Below are 13,385 nucleotides of genomic sequence, written 5' to 3' on the forward strand. Positions count from 1 at the left end.
GGAGGTATGGAGAGTACGAACGCGCTCGGCGACTACCTCCGGGCCCGGCGGGAGCAGGTGCGGCCGGAGGAGGCCGGGATTCGGAGCATCGGCCTGCGCCGGGTGCCCGGGCTGCGCCGCGAAGAGGTGGCGATGCTGGCCGGCATCAGCTCGGACTACTACCTCCGCCTCGAGCAGGGACGCGACCGGAACCCGTCGGTGCAGGTCCTCGAAGCGCTCGCCGAGGTACTGCGTTTGGACGCGGACGCCACCGAGTACCTCCTCACGCTGGCGCAGGAACGCGCACACGTGACCGTGCGGCCGCGGGCGCGTACCGAACGGCCGCCGGAGAGCATCGTCGAACTGATCAGTGGCTGGCCGAGCAACCCGGCGTACGTGCAGAACAAGTACACCGACATCCTCGCGGTCAATCCACTCTGCTCCGCGCTGTCGCCGAACTACGCGGTCGGGGTGAACATGCTGACCGCCCTGCTGCTCGACCCTCGCGAGCGCGACCTGCGCCGGGACTGGGACGAGCTCACCGAGGAAGGTGTCGCGATCCTGCGCACCGAGCTCGGCCCGAACGTCGACGACCCACGGCTGAAGGAGCTGGTCGGTGATCTCTCGGTCCGCAGCGAGCGCTTCCGCCAGTTGTGGGCGCGGCACGAGGTTCGCCCGCGGCGGGGCCGGCTGAGCCAGTTGACCCACCCGGAGGTCGGTGAGCTCGATCTCCGGTCGGACAAGCTGACGATTGGTGGCACCGACAACATGACCCTGGTCGTCTTCCACGCCGTCCCGGGTACCCGTGCCGCCGAGTCGCTGGCCCTGCTCGGCAGCCTCGTCGCGGCGCCCGACGAGGCGTCCGAGCCCAGTGTCAGGCCCAGTGTCAGGCCCAGCATCAGGCCCAGCGAGCGAAAGCCCGAATGATCTGCGGGTACGCCGCGAACGCCGTCCCGGTGTGATCGACAGCTCCCATCGAGTGGACGCTGACCTCCGCCCCGCGGGCTCGCAGGTCGGCCGCGCACGAGTCGGCGTTGGCGGCGACCACGTCGGTGTCCTTCGTCCCGCTGTACAGGTGCACCGGGACGCGCGGGGTCCAGTCGCGGCAGACCTGGTCGGCGGCCCGCATCGCGCGCAGCAGCCGCCCGGTCGGGTGCTGCAGCTTCGCGAGGAAGTCCGGCGTGAAGAGCTTCTCCGGCGAGTCCGGCAGCGCGGTGACGATCTCCTCGTAGGAGTGCGAGCCGTCGTACAGCCCCTCCACGATCGTCGCGTACGGCGCCTGGAACGCCTCGCGCGGATCGCCGTACAACCCGACGGTGCGGTCCCACGCGGTCACGAAGTACCCGAGGTAGAACGTCGCGGTCGGGGGGAGGACCCGGCCGTCGAACGCCGCCGGGAACTCCTCGCCGAGCAGGTCGTACGGTCCCGCGACGGCGCGGATCTCACCGAGCCGGAACGGCCCGGCCTCGCCACGGCTGAGTGCCCGGCCGAACGCGATCGACGCGCGCCCACCCTGGGAGAACCCGGTGACCAGTACGTCCCGCTTGAGCGCGACGCCGTGCTCGGCCGCGAACGTTCGCGCCGCGAGCAGCAGGTCGGCCGAGGCCGTGGTCTCGGTCCTCGTGTCGATGTACGGATGCAGCCCCGGCCCGAATCCCAGCCCCAGGTAGTCCGGCGCGACGCCGGCCAGACCCTGCCCGGCGAACAGTGCGGTGACCAGCCGGTCCGTCGACGTGTCGTCGACGGTCGCGGCGTCCGCCTTGGTCGCACTCGTCCCGTGCAGGTATTCCGCGACGGTGAGCGCGCCACGCCGCCCGTCCGGCAGCGCCACGATCCCGCTGGCCGTCGTCGGCCGCCCGTCGTGATCCACCGTCCGATAGATCAAGCGGTACGCCGTGACGCCGTACGACGACTGCGGCGCACCAGGGAAGTCCGCGGCTGCCGCGTCCAGCTGGGCGGCGGTCAGGTGAGCGACCGGCACCGCTGAGACCAGCGCGCCACGCGGGGCATGCACACTCGACACGGCGGCTTCGGACAGTGCCGGCTGATGGGCCGGATGATGCACGGCCGCGAACGCGGACACCGGGAACGTCAGCAACGCAGCGGTCGCGAGAGCGGCGGCAACGGTTTTCGTCAGGCGAGAAGTCATACCTCAACCCAACCGCCGCCGGCCGCCGCGCAGAATGGTGCGAAGCCCCGCACCCAGGTGGGGTTTCTCCTACCCCAGCAGGCTGTTGTACAGCTCGACGGTGCGGTTCGCGACGGCGTCCCAGCCGAACTCGGAGACGGCGCGCTCGCGGCCCGCCTTGCCCATCGCCGCCGCCTTCGCAGGGTCGTCGACCAGCGCGTTGATGCCATCGGCGAGGCCGCGTTCGAAGGTCTCGGTGTCGTTCTCGTCGTAGGCGACCAGCGTGCCGGTCACCCCGTCGTCGACGACCTCGGGGATGCCGCCGACCGCGCTCGCCACGACGGCGGTCTCGCAGGCCATCGCCTCCAGGTTCACGATGCCGAGCGGCTCGTACACCGACGGGCAGCAGAACGCCAGCGCGTGTGTCAGGACCTGCCGGACCTCCTCGCGCGGCAGCATCTCGGAGACCACGAACACGCCGTCCCGGGCCTGCCGGAGGTCGTCGATGAGCGCGTCCGTCTCGGCCTTCAGGTCGACCGTGTCGGCGGCCCCCGCGAGCAGCACGAGCTGCACCGAAGGATCGAGCAGCAGCCCGGCGCGCAGCAGGTGCGGGACACCCTTCTGCCGGGTGATCCGGCCGACGAACGTCACGTACGGGCGACTGAGGTCCACCCCGAGCCGCTCGAGCACGTGTGTCGACGGATCCGGGCGGTAGAAGTCCGCGTCGATCCCGTTCGAGATCACGTGCACCTTGGCCGGGTCGATCGACGGGTAGCACTCGAGGACGTCGGTACGCATCCCGCGACTCACCGCGACCACCGCGTCCGCCGCCTCGTACGCCGTCCGCTCGGCCCAGCTCGACAGCCGGTAGCCGCCGCCGAGCTGCTCGGCCTTCCACGGGCGGCGCGGCTCCAGCGAGTGGGCGGTGACCACGTGCGGGACGTCGTACAGCAGCTTGGCCCAGTGGCCGGCCATGTTCGCGTACCAGGTGTGCGAGTGCACGAGCTGGGAGTCGCCGACCGCGGCGGTCATGGTCAGGTCGGTGGACAGGATGCGCAGCGCCGCGTTCGCGGCCGGCATCCGTGGGTCGTCCTCGGAGTGCGCGGTCGCGCCCTGCCGGGGCTCGCCCATGCAGTGCACGTCCACGTCGATCAGCCGGCGCAGCTCGCGGACCAGGAAGTCCACGTGCACCCCCGCGCCGCCGTACACGTCCGGAGGGAACTCACGCGTGAGAATCGCGACCTTCATACCGCCCGACGATAAGCCATCAATCCACAGCTGTCGGTACCCAGAAGCGGAGCTTTCCGTGGCGTTCGTCTTCCAATTCGCCGCCGGCCGCCTCGATCACCTTGCGGGATCCGACGTTGACCACGTCGCAGGTGACGAGTGCGGGGTCGATTCCGAGACTGCCCGCGATCGGAAGCGACTGGACCAGCATCTGGGTCGCGTGACCGCGGCGGCGCGCCGACGGACGGACGCAGTACCCGATGTGTCCGCCGACCTCGAGGAGCGCCGGATTCAGGTCGTGGCGGATCGAGAGCCGGCCGAGGAACTCGACGCCGTCCACGAACCACAGCACGGTCTGGTGCACGAGGCCGGGCAGCAACTCGGTCTCCGGGTCCGCCTCGGTCCGGATCGCCGCCACCAGCCGCGCGAACTCGGCCGGGTCCGCGGCCTGCCGACGGGACCACTCCTCCTCGTCGCCGGTGATCGTGCGGGCTCCCATCCAGCGCTCGAAATTCGGTCCCAGCTCGTCCCAGGCGGCGAGGAACGACCGGTGAACGGCAGTGGTCGGAACGACGAGCATCGGCATCTTCCCAGTGTCGCGACACTCGCAAGCGCTTATGTCCTGGGGTCGTCAGAGCCAAGGCCATGTGCACCCCTCCTGCACAGCGCGATCGTGCACTCGGTGGGCACCTCGCGGCACACGCTCGCACTGCACATGAGGGGTGCACATGGCCTAAGGTGCGGACATGGCAAAGGCGCCCAGAGTTCTCGGAATCGTGCTGGCCGGTGGCGAGGGCAAGCGGTTGATGCCGCTGACGGCCGACCGGGCCAAACCGGCCGTGCCGTTCGGCGGCAGTTATCGCCTGATCGACTTCGTGCTGTCCAACCTGGTCAATGCCGGTTACCGGAACCTCTGCGTGCTCACGCAGTACAAGTCGCACTCGCTCGACCGGCACGTCACGCTGACCTGGCGGATGTCGACGTTCCTCGGCAACTACGTGACCTGCGTGCCGGCCCAGCAGCGGCTCGGTCCGCAGTGGTACCAGGGCAGCGCGGACGCGATCTACCAGTCGATGAACCTGATCAACGACGCCGACCCGGAGTACATCGTGGTCTTCGGCGCCGATCACGTGTACCGGATGGACGCGTCGCAGATGGTCGCCGCGCATATCGAGCGCGGCAGTGGCGTGACCGTGGCCGGCATCCGGGTACCGCGGGTGGAGGCGACCGAGTTCGGCGTGATCAAGACCGCCGCCGACGGGCACACCATCGAGGAGTTCCTGGAGAAGCCGGCCGACCCGCCGGGGCTGCCGGACTCCCCGGACGAGACGTTCGCGTCGATGGGCAACTACGTGTTCACCCGCGACGTCCTGGTCGACGCGCTCCGCCGGGACGCCGCGAACCCGGCCTCCCGGCACGACATGGGCGGCGACATCGTCCCGATGCTCGTTGCCGACGGCAAGGCCGGCGTCTACGACTTCAAGGACAACGACCTGCCCGGCGCGCTGGACCGCGACCGCTCGTACTGGCGCGACGTCGGGTCGCTGGACTCGTACCACGAGGCGCACATGGACCTGGTGTCGATCCAGCCGGTGTTCAACCTGTACAACTCGGACTGGCCGATCTTCACCTCGCACCCGCAGCTGCCGGGCGCGAAGTTCACCGACAACGCGACCGTCGGCGAGTCGATCGTCTGCCAGGGCTCGATCGTGTCCGGTGCGACCGTGGACCACTCGGTGATCGGGTCGAACGTGATCGTCAGCGCCGGCGCCCGGATCGAGCGCGCGGTGATCATGGACAACTGCAAGATCGGCAAGAACGCCGTCCTGAAGAACGTCATCCTGGACAAGAACGTGGTGGTCCCGGACGGCGTCGAGATCGGTGTCGACGCCGACCACGACCGGGAGCGCGGCTTCACCGTGTCCAAGGGCGGCGTGACCGTGCTCGGCAAGGGCCAGCCGATCGACCCGGTGAAGGACTCCGGCCCAGTTTCCGGCCCAGTTTCCGGCTCTGTCTCCGACGAGGTCAACGGGGCGTGACGACCGAGGCTCTGTCCGAGCAAGGAGCCCTGGAACTCGACAAAGCCGACCCGGGGCACCGCGACCTGTTCGACGTACCGCCGGCGCAGGGCGGCAGCTATCCCGAGGTGGCGTACTTCGCCGGCAACTCGCTCGGCCTGCGCCCGAAGGCGACCCGGGACGAACTGCTCGCGGACCTGGACGCGTGGGCGGCACTCGGGGTCGAGGGCCATCTCGACGCGGAGCGGCCGTGGCTGCCGTACCACGAGTCGCTGACCGGACCGGCGGCCCGCCTGGTCGGGGCGCTGCCGAGCGAGACCGTCGTGATGAACACCCTGACGGTCAACCTGCATCTGCTGATGGTGTCGTTCTACCGCCCGACGCGGTCCCGGCACCGGATCGTCATCGAGGACTCGGCATTCCCTTCGGACAGTTACGCCGTGCGGTCGCAGGTCCGGTTCCACGGGTACGACGCGGAGGACGCGGTGATCCGGTTGCGTCCGCGGCCGGGGGAGGACAGCCTGCGGACGGCGGATGTCGTGGAGCAGCTCGGTGGCGATGTCGCGCTCGTCCTGCTCGGTGGGGTGAACTACCTGACCGGTGAGTTGATGGACATCCCCACGATCACCAAGGCCGGTCACGCGGCTGGTGCGACGGTCGGGTGGGACCTCGCGCACGCGGCCGGGAACGTGCCGTTGGCGTTGCACGACTGGGACGTGGACTTCGCCGCGTGGTGCTCGTACAAGTACCTGAACTCCGGCCCGGGAGCGATCGCCGGCGCCTTCGTCCACGAGCGGCATCTCGGCGGCGACCTGCCGCGGTTCGAGGGCTGGTGGAGCACGGACGCCGCGACGCGGTTCGAGATGCGGCCTGAGGTGCGACCGCCGGCGACCGCGGACGCGTGGCAGGTGTCGAACCCGCCGATCTTCGCGATGAGCCCGGTCCGCACGTCGCTGGACATCTTCGACAAGATCGGCATCGAGGTACTGCGGGAGCGGAGCGTGCGGTTGACGGCGTACCTGGAGAGACTGCTGGCGTCCGGGCCCTTCCCGGTGATCACGCCGACCGATCCCACGCGGCGTGGCGCCCAGTTGTCGCTGCGGGTGCGCGGCCTGCGTGCGGGTGAGTTGTCGCGGCGACTGCGCTTCGGGTACGGCGTGATCGCGGACGCGCGGGAGCCCGACGTACTGCGTCTGGCGCCGGCGCCGTTGTACTCGAAGTACCACGACTGCTGGCGGGCCGCGACGGCGTTGGCCGAGGTGATGGCATGAAGGTCGCGATTGTCGGTGCGGGGCTGACCGGTTCGCTGCTCGCCTGTTTCCTGGCGCGACGTGGGTTGTCGGTGACGTTGTACGAGCGCCGGCCCGACCCGCGGCTCGGACAGGCCGAGCGTGGCCGGTCGATCAACCTCGCGATCTCCGAACGCGGCCTGGACGCGCTCCGGCGGATCGATCTGGTCGACGAGGTGATGGCGGACGCGCTGCCGATGAAGGGCCGGATGATCCACCCGGTGGCGGGGCCACTGGACTTCCAGGCGTACTCCGCCTCGGGTGAGCGCGCCATCAACTCGATCAGCCGCGGCGCCTTGAACAACGCGCTGCTGTCCGCGGCGTCGGCCGCTCCAGGCGTTGCCGTGGAGTTCGAGCACCGCCTGGTGGAACTCGACTCGCAGGCCGGTCGGATGGTGTTCGCGACGCCGTCCGGCAAGGTGTCGGTCACCGCGGACATCGTCCTCGGGGCCGATGGCGCCGGGTCCGCGGTCCGCGAGCAATTGCTTGCCGAGGGCATCGTCGCGGAACACGTGGACTTCCTCGACTACGGCTACAAGGAACTGTCGATCCCGGCCGCCGCCGACGGTGACTTCGCGCTCGACCCCGGTGCGTTGCACATCTGGCCCCGCGGTACGTCGATGATGATCGCCCTCCCGAATCCGGACCACTCGTTCACCTGCACACTGTTCTGGCCGGCCGGCTCGTTCGACGCGCTCACCACGGCCGCCGGGATCGAGGACCACTTCCGGGAGAACTACCCCGATCTGTTGCCGCTGGCACCTAATCTCGTCGACGACTACCTGAACAATCCGGTCGGCGTGCTCGGGACGGTGCACACCTTGCCCTGGCAGGCCCACGGGCGGACGGCACTGCTCGGCGATGCCGCGCACGCGATCGTGCCGTTCTACGGCCAGGGCGCGAACTGTGCCTTCGAGGACGTCGTCGAGCTGGACCGCTGCCTGGACGACACCGGCGGATCGTGGGCGCGAGCGCTGCCGCTGTTCGAGACACGCCGCCGGGAGAACACGGAGGCGATCGCCGAGATGGCGCTGGCCAACTTCGTCGAGATGCGGGACAAGGTCGCGTCCCCCGTCTTCCGGCTGCAGAAACAGGTGGAGCACGCACTCGAGCGAGCGCTGCCCGGCCGCTACGTGTCCCGCTACGAACTGGTGTCGTTCTCCACCACACCGTACGCCGAGGTCCAACGCCGCGTCCGCCGCCAGCACCAGCTGCTCGGCGCGGGCGTGGTTGCTGTGGCGGTGAGCCTGCTCGGCATCGCCCGTCGACGGATCCGCGGATGACCAGCCCACGCCCCACCACGCGAGCGGCTACCCCCGCGCGCCTGCCCGCCGTCGCGCGAGGGGACAACCCCGCGCGTCAGCCCGCCGTCGCGCGAGGGGATAACCCCGCGCGTCAGCCCGTCGCCACGCGAGGGGATAACCCTTCGTGTTGGGGGTTCTGCACGCGTATACCAGCAGAGAACCCCCAACAGCAGGGGATAACCGCGCGTGTGGTGCTGAGCCGGGGAAGGTGGGGCGGGTGAGTTTGTGGGTGCCTGAGCTGCTGACGGGGCAACCTGCCTCCGTCGGGTTGCTGCGGCACTTCGTCGACGGGGCGTTTGTCGACAGCGCCGCGCGGTTCGCGAAGGTGTCGCCGGTGACCGGCGAGCAGATCTTCGACGTCTGTGAGGCCGACGAGGCGACCGTGGACGCGGCGGTGGCGGCTGCCCGGTCGGCGTTGCGCGGACCCTGGGGGCGGATGAGCGAGCAGGAGCGGGCCGTCGTACTGCGCCGGGTCGCGGACGGGCTCGAGCGGCGGTTCGAGGACCTGGTGGCGGCCGAGGTCGGTGACACCGGGAAGTCGATCAGTCAGGCGCGCACGCTGGACATCCCGCGCGGCGCGGCGAACTTCCGCGCGTTCGCGGACTTCGCCACCACGGTGCCGACCGAGTCGTACACGACCGTGCTGCCCGATGGGCGCCGGGCGCTGAACTACGCCGTACGGAAACCCGTCGGGGTCGTCGCGATCGTCGTACCGTGGAACCTGCCGCTGCTGCTGCTCACCTGGAAGGTCGCGCCGGCGCTTGCCTGTGGCAACGCGGTGGTGGTGAAACCGTCCGAGGAGACACCGTCGTCGGCGACCGTCCTCGCCGAGGTGATGGCCGAGGCCGGCGTACCGGACGGTGTCTTCAACCTGGTACACGGTTTCGGGCCGTCGTCGGCGGGGGAGTACCTGACCCGGCATCCCGGCGTGGACGCGATCACCTTCACCGGCGAGTCGGCGACCGGTACGGCGATCGCGAAGGTGGCCGCCGACCGGGTGAAGGCGGTGTCCTTCGAGCTCGGTGGTAAGAACGCGGGCCTGATCTTCGCCGACGCCGCGCTGGACGACGCGGTCGAGGGCTCGGTGCGCTCCGTCTTCACCAACGGCGGCCAGGTCTGCCTGTGCACCGAACGCCTCTACGTGCAGCGGCCTGTGTTCGACGAGTTCTGCTCTCGGCTGGCACAGCGTGCCTCCGAGCTCATCTACGGCTGGCCCGCCGACGAGTCGACGATGAACATGCCACTGATCTCGACACAGCACCGCGACAAGGTCCTGTCGTACTACGACCTCGCGCGAACCGAAGGCGCCGAGGTACTGACCGGGGGCGGCGTACCGTCCTTCGGCGACGCCCGCGACGGCGGTTGCTATGTGCAACCAACAGTCGTCACCGGACTCCCCGCCGACGCCCGCACGAACCGCGAGGAGATCTTCGGCCCGATCTGCCACATCGCCCCGTTCGACACCGAGGACGAGGCCTACGCGCTTGCCAACGACAGCGACTACGGCCTGGCGGCGACCGTGTGGACCCGCGACGTCGGCCGCGCCCACCGAGCCGGCGCCGCCCTCGACGTCGGCCTCTGCTGGGTCAACACCTGGTTCCTCCGCGACCTCCGCACCCCGTTCGGCGGCACCAAACTCTCCGGAATAGGCCGCGAAGGCGGCCGCCACTCCCTCGACTTCTACACCGACCCGACCAACGTCTGCGTGGAGCTGTCATGACCGTCGTGCCCGGGAAGGCGGCGCCGCGGGGGCGGTATCCGCATGTGAAGGTGTCCGGTGGGTTCGCGTTCGTGTCGGGGACGTCGAGCCGGCGGGCGGACAACTCGATCGCGGGAGCTTCGGTGGATTCGCTCGGGACGGTGGAGCTGGACATCCGGGTGCAGACGCGGGCGGTGCTGGAGAACCTCCGGGACGTGCTCGCCGCGGTCGGGGCCGGGCTCGACGATCTGGTCAGCGTCACGACGTACCTGGTGTCGATGAACGACTTCGGCGGGTACAACGAGGTGTACGGCGAGTTCTTCGGCGAGAACGGGCCGGCCCGGACGACTGTCGCAGTACATCAGCTGCCACACCCCCAGCTGCTGATCGAAATATCCGGTATCGCGGCGATCCCGTAAGGAGACAGTGATGGTCAATCTCGAGTCGACGAACTTCCCGCAGTGGATCGAGGAGAACAAGCACCTGCTGAAGCCGCCGGTCGGCAACAAGCAGATGTTCCCGACCGGGGACGACTTCATCACGATGGTGGTCGGCGGGCCGAACCAGCGCACCGACTTCCACGTCGACCCGTACGAGGAGTTCTTCTACCAGATCTCGGGCGAACTGCGGGTCAACGTCATGACGGACGACGGTCCCGCGACCGTCACCGTGAACGGCGGCGAGATGTGGGTGCTGCCGCGCAACATGCCGCACTCCCCGCAACGTGGACCGGAGTCGATCGGCCTGGTGATCGAGCGCGTCCGGGAACCCGGCGTCCTGGAGAAGTTCCGCTGGTACTGCGCCAACTGCAACGGGATCGTCCACGAGGTCGAACTGCAGGTCACCGACATCGTCGCGGACCTGCCGCCGGTGTTCACCGCGTTCTACGAGAGCGAGGACGCGCGCACCTGCCCGAACTGCGGCACGGTGCACCCGGGTAAATGACGGTCGACGTACACACCCACCTGGTCCCGAAGGGCTGGCCGGATCTCGCGGCGGCCTGTGGCGGCGACGGCTGGCCGTGGCTGCGGATCGACTCCGAGCGGGCCGCGATGATCATGATCGGCGCGACGGAATTCCGCCCGATCGGACCGCAGGCTTGGGATCCGGCCGTTCGGCGTGCCGATATGGATGCCGACGGCATCGATCTGCAGGTGGTGTCGCCGACGCCGGTGTTCTTCGGGTACGAGCGGCCCGCCGGCCAAGCCGTCAAACTCGCGCGGATCTTCAACGACCTGACCCTCGAGACGCTGGCCGGTGACGACCGGTTCGTCCCGTTCTGCCAGGTGCCGTTGCAGGATCCGGACCTCGCGTGCGCCGAGCTGGACCGGTGCCGCGCGGCCGGCCACGCCGGGGTCGAGATCGGGAACCACGTCGGCGACAAGGACCTGGACGACGCCGGGATCGTTGCCTTCCTCAAGCATTGCGCGGAGACCGGTACGCCGGTGCTGGTGCATCCGTGGGACATGCCGGGCGGTCCGCGGCTGGACCGGTGGATGGCGCGCTGGCTGACCGGGATGCCGGCCGAGACGCATTTGTCGCTGCTGGCGATGATTCTCGGCGGGGCGTTCGACCAGTTGCCGCCGTACCTGCGGATCTGTTTCGCTCACGGAGGCGGGAGTTTCGCGTTCTGGCTGGGACGGCTGGAGAACGCCTGGCACCGGCGCGGCGACATCGTCCGCGGTTGCTCGCGGCATCCACCCACGACGTACCTGGACCGGATCCTGGTCGACACGGTGGTGTTCGAATCAGCGCCTTTGCGGCTACTTGTCGATACCTTGGGAACAGACCGTGTTCTGGTCGGCAGTGACTATCCCTATCCACTGGGCGAGCGGCCGGTCGGGGAGGTGGTACGGAAGGCCGGCTTCCTGACCGCGGAGCAGCAGCACAAGCTGCTGACGGCGAACGCCCTGCGCTATCTCGGGAGGTCTGGATGAGTGAGGACCGGTCGGTACTGTCGCGCAAGGCGCCGGAACCTGATCAGGAGCTGCGGTACGGCGACCACGCGGACCAGGTGATCGACCATTGGCACGCCAGGGAGTACCGGCCGGCGATCGTGTTCATCCACGGCGGCTTCTGGCGACCGAAGACCGATCGGATGCACGCCCGCTCACTCGGTGCGGCCCTGTCGGACCTGGGGTGGCCCGTGCTGTCGCTGGAGTACCGCCGCGAGCCCGGCGACCCCGATGCGACCACGACTGACATCCGTACGGCGCTCGACGCGCTACCGGATCTCGTGGACGTCCACGCGGGCTATGTGCTGATGGGCCACTCCGCCGGCGGTCAGCTCGCGTTGTGGGCCGCGTCCACGCTCAACCCAGTCCGGCTGCGCGGTGTGGTCGCGTTGGCTCCGGTAGCCGACCTTTTGATGGCTGACCAGCGGCGTCTGGGCGACGGCGCCGTGCAGGCCTTCATCGGCGGCGGCGTACGCAACGACCTCGACCCGGCGCACCTGCCGGCCTCCATCGCCCCGGTAACGCTCATTCACGGCGTCAACGACACCGTCGTCCCGATCAGCGTCACCGAGTCGTACTTCAGCGCCCACCCCACAGCGCACTTCCACCGCGTCGACCACTGCGGCCACTACGAACTGATCGACCCGCTGACCGACCCCTGGCACGTAGTAACCACCGAACTGACCCGCCTCACCAGCTAAGACAATCGTTTGACCTTGTTTCCCATTACGCTCTGTAGGGTCTAGTCCACTATCTGGGGAGATAAGGCATGCGAAAGTTCCTGACCGCGGTCACGCTCGGCCTCGCCGTCGCGGCGGTGCCGGTGGCCGGTGCGCAAGCGGCGACGACGGAGTCGGTGCAATGGCGGGGGCACTTCACCGTCGGTGGTGACTGTGTCAGGCAGGGCAATCTGATCCTGCAGACCAGCCCCAAGGCGCAGACCTTCGAGTGCAGGCCGTTCGACCTCGGCGGCTTCGACCTGTACGTCACTTACGACTGAGCGAACGTGTCGTACGCGCGCCGCGGGGATTCCTGCGGCGCGCGCCGCTGTCCGTCGCCGTTAGTTGAGGCGCTTGGCGGCGGTGAGGAGGCCTTCGGAGGTGGGGAGGAGGGCGGAGACCAGGTCGTCGTCCTCGCGGACGGCGCGGACCAGGTCGCGCAGGGCCATCGTGTCGGCGTCGCGGCGGGCCGGGTCGGCGACGCGGCCGCCGGTGAGGATGCCGGCGAAGGCGACGACGCCGCCGGGGCGCAGTAGCCGCAGCGCCTCATGCAGGTACGCCGTGTTCTCGCGCCGGTCGGCGTCGCAGAACACCAGGTCGTAGTGACCGTCGGTGAGCCGGGTGACCACGTCCAGCCCGGCACCCGCGATCAGGCGGAACCGGTTCGACGCGACGCCCGCGTCGAGGAACGTCTTGCGGGCCAGGCGCTGGTTCTCCGCGTCGATGTCGACGGTGGTGAGCGTGCCGTCGGCGCGCATGCCGCGCAGCAGCGCGAGGCCGGAGACGCCGGTCCCGGTGCCGATCTCGACGACCGCCTTGGCGCCGGCGCCGGCGGCCAGCAGGCTCAGCGCAGCGGCCGTGCCGGGGCCGATCGGGGCGACACCGCTGTCCGCGGCGCTCGCCCGCGCACCGGTGACGACTTCGTCCTCGCCGGTGTAGTCCTCGGCGTACGCCCAGGACGTCGGGTCGATGCCGGTGGCGATGGCGTCCTCCCAGTGGTCGGCGGAGTGTTCTGCGGCTGCGGTACCCATGCTGAACCGAAGCCTAGCGGTTGGAAGTCCGCTTTC

At 69.5% G+C, this 13,385-nt stretch carries 13 protein-coding genes and 1 pseudogene; 10 read left to right on the top strand and 4 right to left on the bottom strand.

Features of this window, described 5'->3' with window-relative positions; all coding sequences use genetic code 11:
- The first annotated feature begins 6 nt into the window (after nt 1-6).
- Complete coding sequence (locus tag ACFYRH_RS28395; protein WP_387781746.1) at nt 7-906, top strand: helix-turn-helix domain-containing protein; 900 nt, start codon at nt 7-9, stop codon at nt 904-906.
- Here ACFYRH_RS28395 and ACFYRH_RS28400 read toward each other — a convergent pair.
- The 3 genes from ACFYRH_RS28400 to ACFYRH_RS28410 all read right to left on the bottom strand — a co-directional run bounded on the left by ACFYRH_RS28400 (nt 878) and on the right by ACFYRH_RS28410 (nt 3,920).
- Nucleotides 878-2,128 carry a hypothetical protein gene (locus ACFYRH_RS28400; protein WP_387781748.1) on the bottom strand — a complete coding sequence of 417 codons (1,251 nt, stop codon included), beginning with the start codon at nt 2,126-2,128 and terminating at the stop codon, nt 878-880. The two genes, ACFYRH_RS28395 and ACFYRH_RS28400, sit on opposite strands and share 29 nt — an antisense overlap.
- Before the next feature lie 69 nt (nt 2,129-2,197).
- Nucleotides 2,198-3,355, bottom strand: a complete 1,158-nt coding sequence (gene glgA / locus ACFYRH_RS28405; RefSeq protein WP_387781750.1) for a glycogen synthase — start codon at nt 3,353-3,355, stop codon at nt 2,198-2,200.
- Between the two features lie 19 nt (nt 3,356-3,374).
- The gene (locus ACFYRH_RS28410; protein ID WP_387781752.1) at nt 3,375-3,920 is read right to left on the bottom strand and encodes a GNAT family N-acetyltransferase; all 546 of its coding nucleotides are present in this window, start codon (nt 3,918-3,920) and stop codon (nt 3,375-3,377) included.
- Nucleotides 3,921-4,080: 160 nt separating this feature from the next.
- Between ACFYRH_RS28410 and glgC the strand changes: the two are divergent.
- From glgC to ACFYRH_RS28455, 9 genes and pseudogenes are all read left to right on the top strand, one after another.
- Nucleotides 4,081-5,289, top strand: a pseudogene (glgC, locus tag ACFYRH_RS28415) (glucose-1-phosphate adenylyltransferase); the annotation flags it as partial.
- Between the two features lie 80 nt (nt 5,290-5,369).
- Nucleotides 5,370-6,623 (top strand): kynureninase, encoded by a 1,254-nt coding sequence (gene kynU / locus ACFYRH_RS28420; RefSeq protein WP_387781754.1) that lies wholly within the window; start codon nt 5,370-5,372, stop codon nt 6,621-6,623.
- On the top strand, nt 6,620-7,924 hold the full coding sequence (locus ACFYRH_RS28425; protein ID WP_387781756.1) for an FAD-dependent oxidoreductase: 1,305 nt from the start codon (nt 6,620-6,622) through the stop codon (nt 7,922-7,924). The genes kynU and ACFYRH_RS28425 overlap by 4 nt, the downstream gene beginning before the upstream one ends.
- 238 nt (nt 7,925-8,162) lie before the next feature.
- Nucleotides 8,163-9,665 carry a 2-hydroxymuconic semialdehyde dehydrogenase gene (locus ACFYRH_RS28430; protein WP_387781758.1) on the top strand — a complete coding sequence of 501 codons (1,503 nt, stop codon included), beginning with the start codon at nt 8,163-8,165 and terminating at the stop codon, nt 9,663-9,665.
- Nucleotides 9,662-10,063: a RidA family protein gene (locus ACFYRH_RS28435; RefSeq protein WP_387781760.1), complete on the top strand. Its 402-nt coding sequence runs from the start codon at nt 9,662-9,664 to the stop codon at nt 10,061-10,063. The genes ACFYRH_RS28430 and ACFYRH_RS28435 overlap by 4 nt, the downstream gene beginning before the upstream one ends.
- 10 nt (nt 10,064-10,073) lie before the next feature.
- The gene (locus ACFYRH_RS28440) at nt 10,074-10,589 is read left to right on the top strand and encodes a 3-hydroxyanthranilate 3,4-dioxygenase (protein ID WP_387781762.1); all 516 of its coding nucleotides are present in this window, start codon (nt 10,074-10,076) and stop codon (nt 10,587-10,589) included.
- Nucleotides 10,586-11,581 (top strand): amidohydrolase family protein, encoded by a 996-nt coding sequence (locus tag ACFYRH_RS28445; protein ID WP_387781764.1) that lies wholly within the window; start codon nt 10,586-10,588, stop codon nt 11,579-11,581. Before ACFYRH_RS28440 ends, ACFYRH_RS28445 begins: the two co-directional genes overlap by 4 nt.
- The gene (locus tag ACFYRH_RS28450) at nt 11,578-12,300 is read left to right on the top strand and encodes an alpha/beta hydrolase family protein (RefSeq protein WP_387781766.1); all 723 of its coding nucleotides are present in this window, start codon (nt 11,578-11,580) and stop codon (nt 12,298-12,300) included. Before ACFYRH_RS28445 ends, ACFYRH_RS28450 begins: the two co-directional genes overlap by 4 nt.
- Nucleotides 12,301-12,368: 68 nt before the next feature.
- Nucleotides 12,369-12,599 (top strand): hypothetical protein, encoded by a 231-nt coding sequence (locus tag ACFYRH_RS28455; protein ID WP_387781767.1) that lies wholly within the window; start codon nt 12,369-12,371, stop codon nt 12,597-12,599.
- A 60-nt stretch (nt 12,600-12,659) separates the two neighbouring features.
- Here ACFYRH_RS28455 and ACFYRH_RS28460 read toward each other — a convergent pair whose 3' ends face one another.
- Nucleotides 12,660-13,349 (bottom strand): O-methyltransferase, encoded by a 690-nt coding sequence (locus ACFYRH_RS28460; RefSeq protein ID WP_387781769.1) that lies wholly within the window; start codon nt 13,347-13,349, stop codon nt 12,660-12,662.
- Nucleotides 13,350-13,385: the final 36 nt, after the last annotated feature.

Origin of the sequence: Kribbella sp. NPDC004875, from assembly GCF_042873375.1 — a bacterium.
In the GTDB taxonomy this organism is placed as follows: Bacteria; Actinomycetota; Actinomycetes; order Propionibacteriales; family Kribbellaceae; genus Kribbella.